The sequence below is a fragment of the Flavobacterium sp. 2755 genome, from assembly GCF_031455715.1.
Classification (GTDB): Bacteria; Bacteroidota; Bacteroidia; order Flavobacteriales; family Flavobacteriaceae; genus Flavobacterium.
In genome coordinates this window covers 91,098-109,612 of sequence record NZ_JAVDTG010000012.1, presented here as the reverse complement: position 1 = coordinate 109,612, position 18,515 = coordinate 91,098, and the positions used below count along the sequence as shown (strand labels likewise).

Genomic DNA, 18,515 nt, shown 5'->3' with positions numbered 1-18,515 from the left:
TAATTCGTGGCAACATTTTTTTAAATCTATTTAATCCTTTTAATCTGTGGCAAAAAAAAATAAAGCCAGTTCATTGAACTGGCTTTTCTTTTGAATTAAAATTGCTCAACCTCAGTAGAATGTTTCATTGCTGTTATTGAAGATCTTCCTATCATAACCGTATTTTGAACCGCATCAAAATAAGAAGTACCAACAAAAGCCTGATGTTTTACTGCTCTGAATCCGTTTTTCTGTAAAGCGAATTCACGTTCCTGCAATTCAGAGTAACCCGCCATTCCGCGTTCTTTATACGCTTTAGACAATTCAAACATACTTGTATTCAAAGCATGGAATCCTGCCAAAGTGATGAACTGGAATTTATATCCCATTGCTGCTAAATCTTCTCTGAACGTTTCCATCTCGGCAACCGTTAATTTTGCTGCCCAATTAAAAGACGGAGAACAATTGTATGCCAGCATTTTATCCGGGAATTCTTTTTTCATAGCCGTTGCAAACTTTCTTGCAAATTCTAAATCCGGATTACTGGTTTCCATCCAAATTAAATCGGCGTACGGTGCGTAGCTCAAACCTCTTGCAATTCCTTGTTCGATTCCGTTTTTTACGTAGAAGAAACCTTCGGCAGTTTTTTCTCCGGTTAAAAACTTTCTGTCTCTTGGATCTGCGTCGCTTGTTAATAAATTAGCTGCTTCAGCATCCGTTCTTGCTACAATTAAAGTCGAAACCCCCATAACATCTGCTGCCAAACGCGCTGCAATTAATTTATTGATAGCTTCCTGAGTCGGAACCAAAACCTTTCCGCCGAGATGTCCACATTTTTTAGCAGAACTCAACTGATCTTCAAAATGAACTCCAGAAGCTCCTGCTTCAATCATTGATTTCATTAATTCGAAAGCATTTAAATTCCCTCCAAAGCCCGCTTCAGCATCAGCTACAATAGGAACTAAATAATCTTTTTTATCTTCAATTTTATTTACGGTCTGAATCTGATCCGCACGAAGTAAAGCGTTATTGATCTTTTTTACCACCATCGGAACGCTGTTTACCGGATAAAGCGATTGGTCAGGATACATTTCCCCCGCCAGATTTGCATCAGCAGCAACCTGCCATCCGCTTAAATAAATCGCTTCTAAACCCGCATCAACTTCCTGAATCGCCTGATTTCCAGTCAACGCCCCTAAACCAGCTACATAATCCTGACTTTTTAACTTTTTCCATAATTTTTGCGCTCCCATTTTGGCAATAGAATGCTCAATATGATATGAACCTTGAAGTTCAACTACTTCACTTGCAGTGTAAGGGCGTTCAACACCTTTCCATCTTGGGTTCGTTATCCAATCGTTAATCAATTCCTGAATTCTGTCTTCTGTTGTTTTCATAAGTATAGTTTAAGTGGTTAGTAAGTAATAGTTTTCAGTCGCAGTTTCTAGTTTTCAGTTTTACTGGACTTATTTTTCTTTGAGTTTAATTTTTAAACACATAGGAACATAGCTTTTCTTTGTGGTTAAAGGCATTTCATTTGTTTAAACAAATCCCGATAGCTATCGGGACTATGTGTGAAAATCTAGATTTTTTAAAAAACTCTTTTTCACATTTTGAACCTATGTCTCTATGTGTTAAAATTAAACTCAACGTTTTTATAAATATTTGTAACACGGAATCGTTAAGAAGTCAACGAAATCAGGATTTACTACTAATCTTTCCAATGCTTTTTCAGCTAATGGAAATTGTTGTTTTTCGTGATTTTCTTCGCCTAATTCCTCTTTGATTTTTCTGAATTCATCTAAAGCCAATTCGTGATAATAAGCCAAATCTAATTTTCGACCATTATCTAAAAGCACTTTATTCTGAAGCCATTGCCACAATTGGGATCTTGAAATTTCGGCTGTTGCTGCATCTTCCATTAAATTATGCAATGCCGCAGCACCTTGTCCGTTTAGCCAAGAAGCCAGATACAAAACTCCAACATTGATATTTTTTCGAACACCGTTTTCAGTAATGATTCCAATTGGTGGTTCAATTAAATCAGCTTCTGTAATTTTTCGATGTTCTCTTTTAATATGAATTTGATTTGGAGTCGGCATTCCTTTATCAAAAATTTCTTTTGCCAGCGCAACCAAATCAGGATGCGCCACCCAGGTTCCGTCGTGTCCATTTTTAACTTCGCGCTCTTTATCTGTTTTTACTTTTGCGAAAGCGACTGCATTGGCTTCTTCATTATTCCGAATCGGAATCTGCGCTGCCATTCCGCCAATTGCATGAATACCTCTTTTATGACATCTTTGAATAACCAAATTTGAATACGCATTCATAAAAGGTGAAGTCATATTTACCTGATCACGATCCGGAACAATAAATTTTGGATTTTTTCTAAACTTTTTAATGTATGAGAAAATATAATCCCAGCGCCCGCAGTTCAAGCCAACAATATGTTCTTTCAGTTCGTAAATAATTTCATCCAGCTGAAAACTTGCCGTTATGGTCTCAATTAAAATCGTCACTTTTATCGTTCCTCTTTTCAGTTTTAAATAATCTTCGGTAAAATCAATTACATTATTCCACCAGCGCGCTTCCAGATAATGTTCTAATTTCGGAATGTAGAAATACGGCCCTGAATTGTTTTCTAAAAGTCGTTTGTGATTATGAAAAACATACAAACCAAAATCTACCAAAGAACCCGAAACCTCATTTCCTTCAATTAAAAGATGCTTTTCTGGCAAATGCAAACCTCTTGGACGAACAATTAGCACTGCGATTTTTTCATTTAAATGATAGGATTTTTGCTTCACCAAATCGGTATACGTAATTGTTTTGTTGACTGCATCGATTAAATTCAGTTGGCCTTCCATCAAATTTTGCCAAGTTGGCGAAGTGCTGTCTTCAAAATCGGCCATAAAAGTTTTCGCACCCGAATTCAAAGCATTGATAATCATTTTACGATCAACCGGACCTGTAATCTCTACTCTTCTGTCCAATAAATCTTTTGGAGTTTCGGCAGCTGTCCAATTACCTTCTCTGATATTCTTCGTTTCCGGAATAAAAGTCGGCATGATTCCCTGGTCAAAAGTGACTTGCTTTTGGTCACGCTGTAAAAGCAATAGTTTTCGCTGTGATTCGAATTTTCTATGCAATTCAGTTATAAAAACAATCGCTTCTTCTGTCCAGATCTTTGGATAACGAAGCTTTTTTTCGGCTAAAAATTCCATCGCCGTTTCGGTAATTTCAATTTGGTTTTTCATAGCTGTGGTTTTTAATTTTCATTAGAAACAATTGAGTCATTTGTTGTTTTTCAAAACATCAAACCACAACAACCTGATGTCTAATAATTTCTACACCACAATATTAGAAAAAAGTTTTTTACAAAACAAGCGAACGTTCGCTAAATATTAAAAATAATTTTTTGGCGATTATTTTTATAATGATTATATTTGGTTCATGGATATCGAAAAAGACTATATAAAGCTGATCTTCGGACTAAAATTGAAGCAAGTCAGAACGCAAAAAAATCTGTCACTTTTTGGCTTAGCCAAATTGACAAATCTTTCAAAATCGTATTTAAACGAGATTGAAAAGGGAAAAAAATATCCAAAAACAGATAAAATTTTATTGCTCTGCGAACATTTGGACGTGACTTACGACCAAATGGTATCTTTAAAACTCGACAACAACCTTGCTCCAATTGGCGAAATCTTAAAATCAGGCATTTTAAAAGAGATTCCGTTAGAGCTTTTCGGAATTCAGGAAGCTGATTTAATTGATATTATTGCCAATGCTCCTGCAAAAGTCAATGCATTTATTAGTACGATTATCGAAATTGCACAACATTATAATTTAAGCCGCGAAAGTTTCTTTTTGGCCGCTTTGCGCTCGTATCAGGAAGCACACAGTAATTATTTTGAAGATTTAGAAGAAAAAGTAATTGCGTTTTCGAAGTCGTTTCAAATTAATCTGGATTCTAAAATCAGCACTGAAGAATTAGAAGATATTCTAAAAGAAGAATACGAATACAATATAAAAGAAATTGCTTTTACAGATCAGGAAGCTTTAGACGATTTACGTTCGATTTATGTTCCAAAAAGCAAAACTTTATTACTTTCTACAGAACTCGATGCTCCGCAGAAAGCTTTTATTTTAGCCAAAGAAATTGCTTATAATTATTTAAAAATCTCCGATCGATTATTGACTTTCAGTTGGATTAAGTTTGAAAATTTCGATCAGGTTCTGCATAATTTCTATGCTTCTTATTTTGCCGGTGCTTTATTATTACCGAGAAAATTAGTGGTTGACAAAATCAATTCTTTTTTGGAAAATGAAAACCCAAAGCCAGAAGAATTTGTAGCGTTAATAGAAAGTTTTGAAGTTTCGCCTGAATCTTTTTACCAGCGATTAACTAATTTATTACCGAAAGATTTTCAGCTGAAAAACTTATTCTTTTTAAGATTATCGCATAAAATAGGTTCCGATTTTTATCAGATAAATAAAGAATTACACATTACGCATCAACAGGAGCCGCACGCCAATGAAACCAACGAACATTACTGCAGAAGATGGGTTTCTGTTAAAACGATTGACGAGGCTATCAAACAAAATAAATCTCATTTTTTTGACGCACAAATATCCAGTTACGCTAATAGCGGAAACGAATATTTGGTTTTTTCATCGGCCACAAAAGATCCTTTTGCAGAAAATTATATTAGAAGTATTTCTGTCGGCATCTTAATAAATCCGACTATGAAAAAGAAATTCAAATTCATTGAAGGAAAGCCTTTAGTGAAAAGAATTGTTGGTGTTACGTGCGAAACTTGTGCCGTAAAAGATTGTCAGGAAAGATCTGCTCCTCCGATTGTTTTGGAAAGAAAGAAACGTCATGAGAATACTGACATTGTAGTACAGCAGTTTATAAATCAATTTAGCTAGAATCCTATGAAATATTTCACTTTAATAATAATATTCCTTTCTATTAACTTCAATCAGAAAACAGATAAACTTAACGGTCGTTACAATTATTTATTAGAAGACTATGGCTTATACGTCCAAAAAGACAAAATTACTTTTAAGGACAGTGTTTTCATTTTTGATAACAAGTACATGCCGAAAGGAAAAATCTCATATGGCAATATAATACTGTTGGAGAATTTTATAAATACTGACTTAATTATAAGTATTCGAAAAGATCAAATTCAAAAAGACACTATTCAATTTTATATCCACAATAAAAATGGTGGCGGAAATTATCTTGATATTTCAGCGGGGAGAGGGAAATTAATTAGAATTAAATAATTCAGATTTTCAACATAACGATTTCTCACAATCTTATCATCTCGACGAAGAAGAGATTCCCGCAAGTAGCTCGACAAAGTATTAAAAATCCAAAATTATAAGCAATGAAATTATTGAGCCTCATTTTACTTCTCTTTTTGTTAACATTTTCAAGTTGTTTAAGTCAAACTTCATCAGAGAAAATCAGTGTTTCTAAACCGATGGCCAATATTGAAGAGTTAGAAATAGAAATCAATAACGGAGGGTTTAACCAATACTTTTTTAACTGTGGTCAAAATTGCTTTGAAACGTTAAAAGCGTTGAAGAAAAATAACAAACCTAAAACTGCAAAAATTCTTGAATCGGCGATTTCCTTAATCAATCCAAAAAAACTACCTAACAAAGATTTAATTAAAAAACTCCGAAATCAAGAAGTTGAAGAACTTAACAATGAAGAAATAAATGCAAAATTAGAACTCTTGGATTTAGAGTTTTATAAATATCCTGATGGAAATTTACAAGAATAATTTACACCAATCTTTGTCGAGCTTCTAGTGTGATCTCTCCTTCGTCGAGACGACAAACTGTGTAGTTACTTTCTTTTTAAGCTATACAAACAACGACTTATAAAAACAAAAACTTCTCGTTTAGCCCCGATAGAAGTGAAAATCCTTTTGTGTCTCGTTTCTTTAACGAGACACAAAAGATTGAAACGGATAGCGGGACGTCAGGTCTTTTGAAAACTAAAATTTCTGCTCCAGAAAAAACTCAGAACCTTAGCATCTTAGAACCTCAGAACCTTTAAAAAAATCCTTTCTTAATCTAGGTTAAGTGCGTTTCCTTGACCTCGGCAGTATCTTTGTACTATAAAATTACAAAACATACAAGATCATGGAAAATATAATATTGCACAAAGCAGAAACAAGAGGAAATGCAAATCACGGATGGCTTAATGCTTATCACAGTTTTAGTTTTGCGAGCTGGTACAACCCGGACAGAATTCAGTTTGGAGCGCTTCGTGTTTTAAACGATGATACAATTGCTGCAGGAATGGGATTTGGAACGCATCCACACGATAACATGGAAATTATCACCATTCCGTTAGAAGGAGATTTGGCTCACAAAGACAGTATGGGAAATACTGAAATCATCAAAAATGGTGATATTCAGGTAATGAGCGCCGGAACTGGAGTTCAGCATAGTGAGTTTAACCCGAATGCAGATCAACAGACTAAATTGTTACAAATCTGGTTGTTTCCAAATAAAAGAAACGTTACGCCACGTTACCAACAAATCACTTTAGATGTTGCTGACAGACATAATAAATTATCTCAGATTTTATCTCCAAATGCTGATGACGAAGGCGTTTGGATTCACCAGGACGCTTGGTTCAATATGGGAAATTTTGACTCTGGCGTAACTACTGAATATAAAATTAAAAAAGAAGGAAACGGAGTTTATGCTTTCGTTTTAAAAGGAAATGTTACGATCAACGGTCAGGAATTAAACACTCGTGATGCGGTTGGAATTTCAGGAACTGATATCTTAAATATAAAAGCAAATACAGATGCTGAATTTTTATTGATGGATGTTCCGATGAACTATTAATTCAACGGCAATTTTTCAAACAATAAAAACAAAACAAACTGATAATCAAATTTATTTCGCCTTTATTTCTTAATCTAGGTTAAGTGCCAAACGAAGACAGCCGAAGTAACTTTGTCCTATCAAAATGAAATAAATTAATATTTAAAAAATAAAATTATGGCAACTACAAAATGGTCAATTGACCCAACACATTCAGAAATTGGTTTTAAAGTTAAACACATGATGTTTACAAATGTTTCAGGTAAATTTGGAACTTACGATGCAACAATTACTACACAAGGAGATGATTTCGAAAATGCTGCAATCGAATTTTCTGGGGATATCGCTTCTATCGATACTGCAAATGCAGACAGAGATGGACACTTGAGAAGTGCTGATTTCTTCGACGTTGAAAACAATCCAAAATTAACTTTTAAAGCTTCTTCTTTCAAAAAAATTGATGCTGGAGATTATCAATTAACTGGAGATTTAACAATCAAAGGAATTTCAAAAGAAGTAAAATTCCCAGTAGAATATAGCGGAATCTTAACTGATCCTTGGGGAAATACAAAAGTAGGTTTAAGCATTGAAGGAAAAATTAATCGTAAAGATTGGGGGTTAAACTGGAACTCAGCTCTTGAAACCGGAGGTGTTTTAGTTGGTGAAGAAGTAAAATTAAACATTGAATTACAATTTGTAAAACAAGCTTAATACTTTATAATAGGTTTTAATTTGGTTGGTTACGAAGCCTGCACTTTTTCTCGGGAGTGCAGGCTTTTTTGTTTTTAGGGACGGGGCTTCGACTTCGCTCAGCCTGACATGCTAAATCTTTAAGAATACGATTGTCAGGCTGAGCGAAGTCGAAGCCCTTTTTTATTTTATATTTCGAAATTCTGTTGGCGATAATCCTGTTTGTTTTTTAAAGAAACGGGAGAAATACGAATAATCTTCGTAGCCAACTTTAAAGGCTACTTCGTTTACGGCTAATTGTTTATCGATCAGCATTCTTTTTATTTCGAGGATTACACGATCTGTGATAACTTCTGTGGCTGTTTTTTGCAGAATTTCATTGCAGATTCTGTTTAAATGTTTCAAAGTAATATTCAGTTTTTCGGCATAGAAAGAGGGTAATTTTTCGGTTCTGAAATATTCTTCTAAAAGTGATTCAAACTTGTTGATTTTAATATTGTACGAATGGGTTTGGTGCGAATACGTTTCGCTGTATTTACGTGCGATTTCGATGTGAATTGAATCTAATAAATTCAGCATTTTATCCAGCTGATATTTATTATTCTGATTATTTTCCTGTATCAGTAAATCAAAATAAGGCAGGATTTTCGGGATTTCTTTTTCTTCGAAAACCATTTCTGGTCGATTATGAATGGAATGATAGAAATTATAATCATTGATGTTTTTTTGTCCGAAATAGAGATTATACAATTCCTGCGAAAAGATAATTACAAAACCTTCAACATCTTTAGACAAACTCCAATGATGCATTTGTCCGGGCTGCAGTACAAATAAACTTCCTCTTTTTATTTCGAATTGGTCAAAATCAACTTCGTGCCGTCCGGAACCTTTTGTAAAAAATACCATTAAATAGGAATCATGGCGATGCGGGTCTTCTACAAAACTGTGGCTTTTTAAATGCTCTGTAAAAGTATTGACGTAAAAATCGCGATGAATATCATTGCAGCTAAAATTCTGGACGCTGTAAATGGGATATTTTTTCATAACAAATGTCTTTATTGTGCTATAATAAGCGAAGATACTAAAAAGGCTTTTATCCTGCTCTGAATTACCTTTGTATAAATAAAAAACATCAAAGTCATGTCAAATTCATTAACTCATATTTTAAGCAACGAATGTCCTGTTTGTCATAAAGGAAAAGTATTTACAGACAGAAATATTTTTTTATCTTTCGGTCTTCCAAAAATGAACGAATATTGCAGCCATTGCAATTACAAGTTCCAAAAAGAGCCTGGTTATTTCTTTGGCGCGATGTATGTAAACTACGGATTAACAGTCGCTCAGGGAATTGCAACGTATTGTATTGCACAGTTTTTCTTTGAGACAAATTTCGATTTAAGAATTATTCCAATCATTGCTGTTGTCATTACTTTACTTACTTCTTTCAATCTTAGATTTTCAAGATTAGCATGGATTTACATGTTCAAGGATTATACGAAATAAAAAAATAGTACTTTTGCCTTCCAATTGAAACTAATTTTCAATTTTAAAAAAAGTAAAAATTAAATTAGACAAATGAAAGCATACGTATTTCCAGGTCAGGGTGCACAGTTTACAGGAATGGGCAAAGACCTATATGAAAACTCGGCTTTAGCCAAAGAATTATTCGAAAAAGCCAATGAAATTTTAGGTTTTAGAATTACAGATATCATGTTTGAAGGTACAGCCGAAGAACTAAAAGAAACTAAAGTTACACAGCCGGCAGTATTTTTACATTCTGTTATTTTAGCTAAAACTTTAGGCGAAGATTTTAAACCAGAAATGGTTGCAGGACATTCTTTAGGAGAATTCTCTGCACTAGTTGCTAACGGAACTTTATCTTTTGAAGATGGTCTTAAATTAGTTTCTCAACGTGCTTTAGCAATGCAAAAAGCCTGCGAAATTACTCCATCTACAATGGCTGCTGTTTTAGGTTTAGCTGATAATATTGTGGAAGAAGTTTGTGCTTCTATTGACGGAATTGTGGTTGCAGCAAATTATAACTGCCCGGGGCAATTAGTAATTTCCGGAGAAACTTCAGCAGTTGAAAAAGCTTGTGAAGCGATGAAAGCTGCGGGAGCAAAACGCGCTTTAATTTTACCTGTTGGTGGTGCATTTCACTCGCCAATGATGGAACCTGCAAGAGAAGAATTAGCTGCAGCAATTGAAGCAACTACATTCTCTACTCCTATTTGTCCAGTATATCAAAACGTAACTGCCAATGCAGTTTCTGATGCAAACGAAATTAAAAAGAACTTAATCATTCAATTGACTGCTCCAGTAAAATGGACACAATCTGTACAGCAAATGATCGCTGACGGTGCTACTTTATTTACTGAAGTTGGTCCAGGAAAAGTGTTAGCTGGTTTGATTAATAAAATTGATAAAGAAGCGGTTACTGCGAATGCATAATTAGTGTTCAGTATTCCGTTTTTAGTGATCAGTTAAAAACTATACTCATAAAAAAATCCTCATGAACCAATTGTTTATGAGGATTTTGTTTTTATAGCTCTTTTGCTTCTTCTGTATAATTATTTGTAATTCCTGTTATTATATAGTTCTGATTTCTTTTCTCAAAAAAGATATACCAAGTTGTTCTGACATTTGGCTTATAAAAAATATAATTTGAACCTAAACACTGGAGAGATTTTGGGGTTTTCTTGTGAGGAAAAGTAGAAGTACTCGAAATAATAAAATCAACTATTTTATCGATATAATTCTGAGCGGATTCATGAAAACCGAAATACTCTTGTTTAAAAAGTGAATAAACTAAATTATCAAAATATTCCAGAACAGCATTTTTAAAAATTACTTTTTCCAAGGATAAGCCTTTATTCTTTTAGACATTTCGGCTTTAAACTCTTCTGAGGTCAATCCTTTTGCAAACTCAGCATCAAAATCAAAAGTTTCAGGATCTATTCCTTTAAATTTAGGTTTTTGGATTTCGTATTCTACTCTAGGCTCTTCAACCTTATCATTTTTTTTATTTTCTTTTTTTGAGTCCATAATTCCTACAATTTTATCTTACAAAATTACAAAATAAATTGAATTAAAATAAAAATCCCAAATAATCAATTTAGATTATTTGGGACTTCTTTACATACTTTAGACGCAGTGCAGTGCGTCTCTACGGAATATCTTTGTGTATTTTATTTACGAACGAACTTTTTGTTCCCATTTCCAGGCACTTGCCATTGCTTCGTCTAAACTTAATTCTGCTTTCCAGCCTAAAACGTTGTTTGCTTTGTCTGTGTTTGCGTAGGCTTCTGTAATATCACCTTCGCGGCGCGGTTTAATTACGTATGGCAGTTTTTTATCGCTTACTTTTTCAAAACTATGAATCACTTCCAAAACTGAACTTCCTTTTCCAGTTCCTAAATTAAACGTTTCAACTTTTTGCAAATTCTTTTTGTTTAACAAACGCTGTAATGCAATTACGTGTGCTTTTGCTAAATCGACAACGTGAATATAATCACGAACAGCAGTTCCGTCTGGCGTTGGATAATCATTTCCAAAAACAGATAATTCCTGACGTAAACCTACTCCTGTCTGTGTGATAAATGGAACTAAGTTTTGAGGAACTCCAAGAGGCAATTCTCCAATTTCAGTTGAAGAATGCGCTCCAACCGGATTAAAATAACGTAATAAAATCGCACTGATATTAGTTACTTTTGCAGTATCTGCAATTATTTCTTCTCCAATTTGTTTCGTGTTTCCGTAAGGAGACATCGCTGTTTGAACCGGAGCATCTTCTGTAATTGGCATTTTTTCGGCTTGACCGTAAACCGTACAAGACGAACTGAAAATAAAACTTGCTTCAGGTTTTTGCTGTAATTCCTGTAAAAGATAAACCAAACTGCTGATGTTGTTTTCGTAATACAACAAAGGCTGTTCAACACTTTCACCAACTGCTTTTGAAGCAGCAAAATGAATTACCCCAGTAACATCATTATGTTTTTTAAAGAAATCCCGAACGGCACTTTTTTCTCTTAAATCAATTTTTTCGAATAAAGGCGTTTTTCCCGTTATGGCTGTAATTCCTTTTAAAACATCTTCTGAAGAATTTGAAAGGTTATCAATTATCACAACTTCAAAGCCTTCATTTTGCAATTCGACTACCGTGTGAGAACCTATAAATCCTAATCCTCCTGTTACTAATACTTTCATTTATTTGGTTGTTTATGTGGTTATTTTGGCTGTTACTTATTTATTCAAAAATTCTAAAACAGAATCTGTTATAAATTTAATCTGCTCGTCATCAAGTTCTGTATGCATTGGCAAAGCAATTACTTCCTGCACTAATTGATTAGTAACTGGGAATTGCTCTTCTTTATAACGAGGATCTAAATATGCTTTTTGAGAGTGCAATGGAATTGGGTAATAAATTGCACATGGAATTCCTTTATCTAATAAATACTGCATTAAAGCATTTCTATCAGCATCTAAGATTCTTAAAACATATTGGTGAAAAACGTGGTCGTTTTCATTTGCATCAAATTCTGGTGTAACAATATGTTTGTTTCCTGCGAAAGCTGCATTGTATTTTGAAGCCGCTAAACGACGTGCTTTATTATATTCATCTAACAAAGGTAGTTTTGCATTTAAAACTCCCGCTTGGATACTATCTAAACGTGAATTTACTCCCACAACATCGTGATGGTAACGCTCGTACATTCCGTGATTTACGATTCCGCGGATAACGTGAGCCAATTTATCATCATTTGTAAAAATTGCTCCACCGTCTCCGTAGCAGCCTAAGTTTTTAGAAGGAAAGAATGAAGTTGCCGCAACGTGACCAATAACTCCAACTTTGCTTTTTGTTCCAGTTTTTGAAATATAATCAGCTCCAATTGCTTGTGCATTATCTTCGATTACATATAAATTATGTTCAGCTGCAATTTCCATAATGGCATCCATATTTGCAGCGCGTCCAAATAAATGTACCGGAACAATTGCTTTAGTTTTTGGCGTAATTGCTTTTTTTACTGCATCAATATCGATGTTCATATTATGCAAATCAACATCAACTAAAACCGGAGTTAATTGTAACAATGCAATAACCTCAACCGTTGCTGCAAAAGTAAAATCGGCAGTGATAACTTCATCTCCTGGCTTTAAATCCAACCCCATCATTGCTATTTGCAAAGCGTCTGTTCCATTTGCACACGGAATTACGTGTTTTGCTCCTAAATAGTCTTCAAGATTTTTTTGAAACTGATGAACTAAAGGTCCGTTAATATAAGTATTTGTGTCTAAAACCTCTTGAATTGAAGCATCTACAGTCGTTTTTATTTTTTCATATTGACTTTTTAAGTCAACCATTTGTATTTTTTTCATTTTCGATATTTTATTTAAAAAAGCCTTTCTACTAAACCAGAATGTCAGAAAGAAGGAACAAAAATAGTTATTAATCCCTTCAAACCAATGAAAATAAACGAAAGAAATGTAATTTAGCTGCAAAAATTACTACATGCTTTTTTTATACAATTTAGCTGTTTCTTTAGCAGCGTTTTTTCTTAAAATAGTCGCACTTTTTAGTCCGAAAATTAAGCTTTTTGTTGAAGGTCGGAAAAATGTATTTTCCATTTTAGAAGAAAAAATTAAACCCGAAGACAAAACGATTTGGTTTCACGCTGCTTCGCTTGGTGAATACGAGCAAGGACTTCCTGTAATTGAAAAAATTAAAGAAAAATATCCTTTACATAAAATTATTGTAACCTTTTTTTCCCCTTCAGGATACGAAGTGCGTAAAAATAACACCGTTGCTGATGTTACCATTTATCTTCCTTTGGACACAAAAAGCAACGCTAAAAGATTTTTAAAATTGGTTCATCCTGAATTTGCTTTTTTCATCAAATATGAATTTTGGTTAAATTATTTAAAAGAATTAGAAAAAAGTAAAACACCAACTTATTTGATTTCCGGAATTTTCAGAGACAGTCAGATGTTTTTTAAATGGTATGGCGGTTTTTACAGAAAAGCATTAAAAGCTTTCACTTATTTCTTTGTGCAGAATGAAAGTTCAAAACAAAAAATTGAAGCTATTGGTTTTAAAAATGTAATCGTATCTGGAGATACGCGTTTTGACAGAGTTGCTGCGATTTTAGAAAGAGACAATACTCTTGATTACATCGAAAATTTCAAAAATAATCAGCAAACCATAATTATTGGAAGTTCATGGCCAAAAGACGAAGTTTTAATTGCTGAATACATCAATCAGGCGCCAGAAAATGTAAAATTTATTATCGCACCGCATAACATAAAAACGGATCAAATCTCGAATCTGAAATCCCAAATTACAAAATCGACAGTTTTATTTTCTGAAAAAGAGAACAAAGATTTATCAAATTATAATGTATTTATAATTGACACCATCGGGATCTTAACCAAAATATATAGTTACGGAACGATCGCTTACGTTGGCGGCGGATTTGGAAACCCGGGAATTCATAATATTTTGGAACCGGCAACATTTGGAATCCCAATTGTAATTGGCCCTAATTATTCTAATTTTGCAGAAGCTGTTTCTTTAGTTGGACTTGGCGGATGCATGCCAATTTCTAATATTTCTGAACTAAAAGAAATTTTAGACCGTTTACTGACTGATCCAACATTTCTTAAAGAAAAAAGTCAAATTTGCGAATCTTTTATTCAGAACAACAAAGGAGCCACAAATACGATTATGAGAATTGTTTCAGAGTAAGTAAAGATTCAAATTTAATTTTCTGAGCGATTATTTTAGAGAAACGATTTAAAAGCAGGTAATTTTCATTATTTAAGATCAGGCAATATTCCTTAAAAAGCAAGATAAACTGCAATTAAGAGAAATAAAATAGCCAATTCAACCATAGAATTTTCAACAAAAAATTATTTATACAAAATATTAAATAATTTAAGATAATTTTATATTTTTGGCATATTCTTTGATAAATAAGATAAACGTGAGCTAGGAAAATATTTTAAAAAAAAAGTGAAAAAATATTTTACATATTAAAAAATTTATATCTTTGCCACGAATTAATAATTAACCTTTTATAATAAAGTAAGATGAAAAAAGTATTTTTAAGTTTAGCTGTTGTTGCTGTTTTAACTGTTGTATCTTGTAAAAAAGCTGACGCTGCAGCTACTGAAACTGTAGATTCTACTGCTGTTGCTGTTGATTCTGCTGCTGCTGTAGTTGATTCTGCTGCTGCAACTGTTGACTCAGCTGCTACTAAAGTTGATTCTGCTGCTGCTAAAGTAGAAGAAGCTGCTAAAGAAGTAAAAAAATAATTAGAACCTAAATTCTAAAGATTTTAAAACCATCGAAATCGATGGTTTTTTTTTGACCAAATTTCAACTTGGTCGCAAAGCATAAAAAAAGCGCTCACTTTTCGTGAACGCTTTTTTTTAATCCTCTACCTCTTCTTCAACAGAAACCTCTTCATCTCCAAAAATCGATTCACTCGACGAGAAATCCAAAATCTCCGCTTTTGAAGCATAAGTCACAATTTCTTTTATTCCTTTTTGCAAAAGCAATTCTGTAGTGTATTTTCGACTTGTTGCAAAGTGAACACCATCTAACATCAATTTAAAAAAATATTTCCCCCCAGAGCCTTTAAATTTTAAAAATTTAGAGAGTTCAATTGTCTTTTTAAATCTTTCAATATCTTCTTCACATTCAAACCTCAATTCATAACTCAAACTTGTAAAAATCACTTTCCCTTTCCTGGAAGTAAACACAAACTTATATTCATCATTAAATCGCCTGCTAATTACAAAAGCACCCATATTTGAATTTTAGATTTTAGATTGTTGATTTTAGATCCTCCGAACCTTAGAATTTCAGCACGTTAGCGCCTTTAAAGAATTTACACAATAAAAAAAGCCTCTTCAAAAGAAGAGGCTTTAGTACTCAGAGCGGGACTTGAACCCGCACGAACATTGCTGTTCACTGGATTTTAAGTCCAGCGTGTCTACCAATTTCACCATCCGAGCATTATATGGTTTTGAGCGAAAAACGGGGCTCGAACCCGCGACCTCGACCTTGGCAAGGTCGCGCTCTACCAACTGAGCTATTTTCGCGTTTCAAATTCTAGTTAAGAACTACAATACTTGACTTGTTTCGTATTGCGAGTGCAAATTTAGGACATTTATTCAATTACACAAGCCTTTTTTCAAAAAAATATTTACTTATTTTATAACTTTCTGATAACCTAAACTTTAAACTTGAAAAAATTTTTCGATTTATTTCTTAACCAGCATTCTTTTTATTTCATTCAGCTTCATCAAGGCTTCAACAGGTGTGATCGCATTAATATCGAGGCTTAAGATCTCTTCTTTGATTTCTTCCAATAAAGGATCATCCAGATTAAAGAAACTCATCTGCATTTCATCATTAGCTGTTTTTACCCCGTTTAAAGCATCGCTTGAATGATTCTTTTCTAATTTCTTTAAAAGCTTCTGTGCTTTCAAAATTACAATCTGCGGCATTCCGGCCATTTTTGCTACGTGAATTCCAAAACTATGCTCACTTCCGCCTTTTACAAGCTTTCTCACGAAAAGAACGGTGTCTTTTAATTCTTTTACGGCAACATTATAATTTTGAATTCTCGAAAGCGATTCTGTCATTTCGTTCAATTCATGATAATGCGTCGCAAACAACGTTTTTGGTTTTGATGGATGTTCGTGTAAAAACTCAGCAATAGCCCACGCAATCGAAATTCCATCGTATGTACTTGTTCCTCTTCCAATTTCATCCAGAAGCACCAAACTACGATCTGAAATATTGTTCAAAATAGAAGCGGTTTCATTCATCTCAACCATAAAAGTCGATTCTCCCATCGAGATATTATCAGAAGCTCCTACCCTTGTGAAAATTTTATCTACAACTCCCATTCTTACACTGTCAGCTGGAACAAAACTTCCCATTTGAGCCAAAAGCACAATCAAAGCCGTTTGTCTTAAAATTGCCGACTTACCCGACATGTTAGGTCCGGTAATCATTATAATTTGCTGTGTTTCTCTATCCAGAAAAACATCATTTGCTATATATGGAGTTCCAACTGGTAATTGTTTTTCAATTACAGGGTGTCTTCCGTTTTTAATATCTAATTCAAAAGTTTCATCAATTTCAGGGCACACATATTGGTTTTCAACCGCCATTTGTGTAAACGAACATAAACAGTCTAATTGCGCCACTAAATAAGCATTCATTTGAACAGGCTTAATATAAGTTGCAATCCAGGCAACTAATTGTTCGAAAAGCTCTGATTCAATTTTATGAATTTTTTCTTCGGCGCCTAAAATTTTGGTTTCGTATTCTTTTAATTCTTCTGTAATATAACGTTCTGCATTTACCAAAGTCTGTTTACGAATCCATTCTTCCGGAACTTTATCTTTATGTGTGTTTCGAACTTCGATATAATATCCAAAAACATTATTGAATGATATTTTTAAAGATGAAATTCCTGTACGTTCAGATTCTCTTCTTTCTATTCCTTCCAAGAATTCTTTTCCAGATGTAGAAATAGCCCTCAATTCATCTAATTCTTCATTAATTCCTTTTGCAATTGCATTTCCTTTTGAAATAGCAACCGGCGCATCCTGATTTAAGGTAGTTTTGATTTTTTCGCGTAACAAATCACACGAATGCAAACTGTCTCCAATAACTTTTACAGCTTCCTGCGGACTTTCGAGCGCTAAGGTTTTTATTGGAATAATAGCATCCAGAGATTCTTTCAAATATACAATTTCGCGCGGAGAAACTTTTCCTGCCGCAATTTTAGAAATCAAACGTTCTAAATCTGAAATTTGCTTAATTTGATATTGAATATTTTGTAAAACATCCTGATTTGATTTCAAATACGCAACCACATCATGACGTCCTTTTATTTTATTGCCGTCTTTTAGCGGAAGTGCCAGCCAGCGTTTTAACAAACGTCCGCCCATTGGAGAAAGCGTTTTATCGATTACATCTAAAAGTGTTACAGCATTTGGATTATAGCTGTGATACAATTCTAAGTTTCTAATCGTAAAACGATCCATCCATACATAAGCATCTTCGGCAATTCGCTGAATCGCTGTAATATGCTGCACTCTGTTATGCTGCGTTTCTGATAAATAGTAAAGGATTGCTCCGGCAGAAATAATTCCTTCTTTTAATTCTTCTACACCAAAACCTTTTAATGAATTGGTTTGAAAGTGTTTCGTCAGCGTTTCTAAAGCGTAATCTTCTTTGTAAATCCAGTCTTCCAGATAAAAGCTATGAAAATCTTCTCCAAAAGCATTTTTAAAATCACTTTTGCAGTTCTTAGGGACAAGAACTTCACTAGGATTGAAATTCTGCAGTAATTTATCTATGTATTCTGCATTTCCCTGAGCGGTAAGAAATTCTCCTGTCGAAACATCTAAAAATGAAATCCCAATATTTTTGTTAGCAAAATAAACAGATGCTAAAAAGTTGTTTGTTTTAGATTGTAAAACTTCATCGTTTAAAGAAACTCCGGGAGTTACCAATTCTGTAACGCCTCGCTTTACAATAGTTTTAGTCATTTTAGGATCTTCAAGCTGATCACAGATTGCAACACGAAGTCCGGCTTTAACCAATTTTGGTAAATATGTATTGATAGAATGGTGTGGAAAGCCCGCCAGAGCCGTCTCTGTATCAGACCCTGCGCCTCTTTTTGTTAAGGTAATCCCAAGAATCTTAGAAGCTCTGATAGCATCTTCTCCAAAAGTTTCATAAAAATCTCCTACTCTGAAAAGCAGACAGGCATCAGGATATTTTCTCTTGATTTCGTTGTACTGTTTCATTAAAGGTGTTTCCTTCACCACTTTCTCTTTAGCTGCCAAAATTGATATGTTTTTAAATGAAAATTAAGACAGCGAATTTATAATTTTTTGGCGGCATATCGGGCACTTCAAAAATTAAAATATTTTAAGATTTTTTTATGTTCAGATAT

At 33.8% G+C, this 18,515-nt stretch carries 18 protein-coding genes and 2 tRNA genes; 9 read left to right on the top strand and 11 right to left on the bottom strand.

Going from position 1 to position 18,515, the window contains the following annotated elements:
• Window positions 1–95: 95 nt before the first annotated feature.
• Both aceA and aceB read right to left on the bottom strand, forming a co-directional pair.
• The gene (gene aceA, locus J2Y38_RS22175) at window positions 96–1,376 is read right to left on the bottom strand and encodes an isocitrate lyase (RefSeq protein WP_309846953.1); all 1,281 of its coding nucleotides are present in this window, start codon (window positions 1,374–1,376) and stop codon (window positions 96–98) included.
• A 258-nt stretch (window positions 1,377–1,634) separates the two neighbouring features.
• Window positions 1,635–3,236: a malate synthase A gene (gene aceB, locus J2Y38_RS22170; protein WP_309846950.1), complete on the bottom strand. Its 1,602-nt coding sequence runs from the start codon at window positions 3,234–3,236 to the stop codon at window positions 1,635–1,637.
• A 196-nt stretch (window positions 3,237–3,432) separates the two neighbouring features.
• On the opposite strand from aceB, the gene J2Y38_RS22165 reads away from it, so the two are divergent.
• The 5 genes from J2Y38_RS22165 (at window position 3,433) to J2Y38_RS22145 (ending at window position 7,554) form a co-directional block, all read left to right on the top strand.
• Window positions 3,433–4,914 (top strand): helix-turn-helix domain-containing protein, encoded by a 1,482-nt coding sequence (locus J2Y38_RS22165; protein ID WP_309846948.1) that lies wholly within the window; start codon window positions 3,433–3,435, stop codon window positions 4,912–4,914.
• Window positions 4,915–4,920: 6 nt separating this feature from the next.
• Window positions 4,921–5,277 (top strand): hypothetical protein, encoded by a 357-nt coding sequence (locus J2Y38_RS22160; protein ID WP_309846946.1) that lies wholly within the window; start codon window positions 4,921–4,923, stop codon window positions 5,275–5,277.
• A gap of 104 nt (window positions 5,278–5,381) precedes the next feature.
• Window positions 5,382–5,783, top strand: coding sequence for a DUF4375 domain-containing protein (locus tag J2Y38_RS22155; RefSeq protein ID WP_309846944.1), 402 nt, complete (start codon window positions 5,382–5,384; stop codon window positions 5,781–5,783).
• Window positions 5,784–6,147: 364 nt separating this feature from the next.
• Window positions 6,148–6,864 (top strand): pirin family protein, encoded by a 717-nt coding sequence (locus J2Y38_RS22150; RefSeq protein WP_053471584.1) that lies wholly within the window; start codon window positions 6,148–6,150, stop codon window positions 6,862–6,864.
• Window positions 6,865–7,020: 156 nt separating this feature from the next.
• Window positions 7,021–7,554, top strand: a complete 534-nt coding sequence (locus tag J2Y38_RS22145; RefSeq protein WP_291146290.1) for a YceI family protein — start codon at window positions 7,021–7,023, stop codon at window positions 7,552–7,554.
• A 162-nt stretch (window positions 7,555–7,716) separates the two neighbouring features.
• Here J2Y38_RS22145 and J2Y38_RS22140 read toward each other — a convergent pair whose 3' ends face one another.
• Window positions 7,717–8,577: a helix-turn-helix domain-containing protein gene (locus J2Y38_RS22140; RefSeq protein ID WP_309846938.1), complete on the bottom strand. Its 861-nt coding sequence runs from the start codon at window positions 8,575–8,577 to the stop codon at window positions 7,717–7,719.
• Window positions 8,578–8,673: 96 nt separating this feature from the next.
• Between J2Y38_RS22140 and J2Y38_RS22135 the strand changes: the two genes are divergently transcribed.
• Both J2Y38_RS22135 and fabD read left to right on the top strand, forming a co-directional pair.
• Window positions 8,674–9,036, top strand: a complete 363-nt coding sequence (locus tag J2Y38_RS22135) for a DUF983 domain-containing protein (RefSeq protein ID WP_053471587.1) — start codon at window positions 8,674–8,676, stop codon at window positions 9,034–9,036.
• 72 nt (window positions 9,037–9,108) lie between these two features.
• A complete protein-coding gene (fabD, locus tag J2Y38_RS22130; protein WP_155102558.1) occupies window positions 9,109–9,984 on the top strand; it encodes an ACP S-malonyltransferase in 876 nt (291 codons plus the stop codon).
• A 91-nt stretch (window positions 9,985–10,075) separates the two neighbouring features.
• On the opposite strand, the gene J2Y38_RS22125 is transcribed toward fabD, so the two are convergent.
• From J2Y38_RS22125 to J2Y38_RS22110, 4 genes are all read right to left on the bottom strand, one after another.
• The gene (locus J2Y38_RS22125; protein ID WP_309846933.1) at window positions 10,076–10,393 is read right to left on the bottom strand and encodes a hypothetical protein; all 318 of its coding nucleotides are present in this window, start codon (window positions 10,391–10,393) and stop codon (window positions 10,076–10,078) included.
• The gene (locus J2Y38_RS22120; RefSeq protein WP_309846932.1) at window positions 10,381–10,578 is read right to left on the bottom strand and encodes a hypothetical protein; all 198 of its coding nucleotides are present in this window, start codon (window positions 10,576–10,578) and stop codon (window positions 10,381–10,383) included. Before J2Y38_RS22120 ends, J2Y38_RS22125 begins: the two co-directional genes overlap by 13 nt.
• Window positions 10,579–10,725: 147 nt before the next feature.
• Complete coding sequence (gene galE, locus J2Y38_RS22115) at window positions 10,726–11,739, bottom strand: UDP-glucose 4-epimerase GalE (RefSeq protein ID WP_309846929.1); 1,014 nt, start codon at window positions 11,737–11,739, stop codon at window positions 10,726–10,728.
• A 36-nt stretch (window positions 11,740–11,775) separates the two neighbouring features.
• Window positions 11,776–12,909 carry a DegT/DnrJ/EryC1/StrS family aminotransferase gene (locus J2Y38_RS22110; RefSeq protein WP_309846927.1) on the bottom strand — a complete coding sequence of 378 codons (1,134 nt, stop codon included), beginning with the start codon at window positions 12,907–12,909 and terminating at the stop codon, window positions 11,776–11,778.
• A 133-nt stretch (window positions 12,910–13,042) separates the two neighbouring features.
• Here J2Y38_RS22110 and J2Y38_RS22105 point away from each other — a divergent pair, with 133 nt between their 5' ends.
• Both J2Y38_RS22105 and J2Y38_RS22100 read left to right on the top strand, forming a co-directional pair.
• Entirely contained in the window at window positions 13,043–14,275 is a 1,233-nt protein-coding gene (locus J2Y38_RS22105; protein WP_309846926.1) for a glycosyltransferase N-terminal domain-containing protein, read from the top strand.
• A gap of 344 nt (window positions 14,276–14,619) precedes the next feature.
• On the top strand, window positions 14,620–14,844 hold the full coding sequence (locus J2Y38_RS22100) for a hypothetical protein (protein WP_053471595.1): 225 nt from the start codon (window positions 14,620–14,622) through the stop codon (window positions 14,842–14,844).
• Between the two features lie 117 nt (window positions 14,845–14,961).
• Here J2Y38_RS22100 and J2Y38_RS22095 read toward each other — a convergent pair whose 3' ends face one another.
• The 4 genes from J2Y38_RS22095 to mutS all read right to left on the bottom strand — a co-directional run bounded on the left by J2Y38_RS22095 (window position 14,962) and on the right by mutS (window position 18,405).
• Window positions 14,962–15,342 carry a DUF1508 domain-containing protein gene (locus J2Y38_RS22095; protein WP_309846922.1) on the bottom strand — a complete coding sequence of 127 codons (381 nt, stop codon included), beginning with the start codon at window positions 15,340–15,342 and terminating at the stop codon, window positions 14,962–14,964.
• 121 nt (window positions 15,343–15,463) lie between these two features.
• Window positions 15,464–15,549 (bottom strand) — tRNA-Leu (locus J2Y38_RS22090).
• Between the two features lie 14 nt (window positions 15,550–15,563).
• Window positions 15,564–15,636, bottom strand: a tRNA-Gly gene (locus J2Y38_RS22085).
• A gap of 162 nt (window positions 15,637–15,798) precedes the next feature.
• Window positions 15,799–18,405, bottom strand: a complete 2,607-nt coding sequence (gene mutS / locus J2Y38_RS22080; protein WP_309846920.1) for a DNA mismatch repair protein MutS — start codon at window positions 18,403–18,405, stop codon at window positions 15,799–15,801.
• Between the last annotated feature and the right edge of the window lie 110 nt (window positions 18,406–18,515).

Excerpts from the sequence above, each read along its gene's own strand:
- aceA (WP_309846953.1), bottom strand. The coding sequence starts at position 1,376 with ATGAAAACAACAGAAGACAGAATTCAGGAATTGATTAACGATTGGATA.
- aceB (WP_309846950.1), bottom strand. The coding sequence starts at position 3,236 with ATGAAAAACCAAATTGAAATTACCGAAACGGCGATGGAATTTTTAGCC.
- J2Y38_RS22165 (WP_309846948.1), top strand. The coding sequence starts at position 3,433 with ATGGATATCGAAAAAGACTATATAAAGCTGATCTTCGGACTAAAATTG.
- J2Y38_RS22160 (WP_309846946.1), top strand. The coding sequence starts at position 4,921 with ATGAAATATTTCACTTTAATAATAATATTCCTTTCTATTAACTTCAAT.
- J2Y38_RS22155 (WP_309846944.1), top strand. The coding sequence starts at position 5,382 with ATGAAATTATTGAGCCTCATTTTACTTCTCTTTTTGTTAACATTTTCA.
- J2Y38_RS22150 (WP_053471584.1), top strand. The coding sequence starts at position 6,148 with ATGGAAAATATAATATTGCACAAAGCAGAAACAAGAGGAAATGCAAAT.
- J2Y38_RS22145 (WP_291146290.1), top strand. The coding sequence starts at position 7,021 with ATGGCAACTACAAAATGGTCAATTGACCCAACACATTCAGAAATTGGT.
- J2Y38_RS22140 (WP_309846938.1), bottom strand. The coding sequence starts at position 8,577 with ATGAAAAAATATCCCATTTACAGCGTCCAGAATTTTAGCTGCAATGAT.
- J2Y38_RS22135 (WP_053471587.1), top strand. The coding sequence starts at position 8,674 with ATGTCAAATTCATTAACTCATATTTTAAGCAACGAATGTCCTGTTTGT.
- fabD (WP_155102558.1), top strand. The coding sequence starts at position 9,109 with ATGAAAGCATACGTATTTCCAGGTCAGGGTGCACAGTTTACAGGAATG.
- J2Y38_RS22120 (WP_309846932.1), bottom strand. The coding sequence starts at position 10,578 with ATGGACTCAAAAAAAGAAAATAAAAAAAATGATAAGGTTGAAGAGCCT.
- galE (WP_309846929.1), bottom strand. The coding sequence starts at position 11,739 with ATGAAAGTATTAGTAACAGGAGGATTAGGATTTATAGGTTCTCACACG.
- J2Y38_RS22110 (WP_309846927.1), bottom strand. The coding sequence starts at position 12,909 with ATGAAAAAAATACAAATGGTTGACTTAAAAAGTCAATATGAAAAAATA.
- J2Y38_RS22105 (WP_309846926.1), top strand. The coding sequence starts at position 13,043 with ATGCTTTTTTTATACAATTTAGCTGTTTCTTTAGCAGCGTTTTTTCTT.
- J2Y38_RS22100 (WP_053471595.1), top strand. The coding sequence starts at position 14,620 with ATGAAAAAAGTATTTTTAAGTTTAGCTGTTGTTGCTGTTTTAACTGTT.
- J2Y38_RS22095 (WP_309846922.1), bottom strand. The coding sequence starts at position 15,342 with ATGGGTGCTTTTGTAATTAGCAGGCGATTTAATGATGAATATAAGTTT.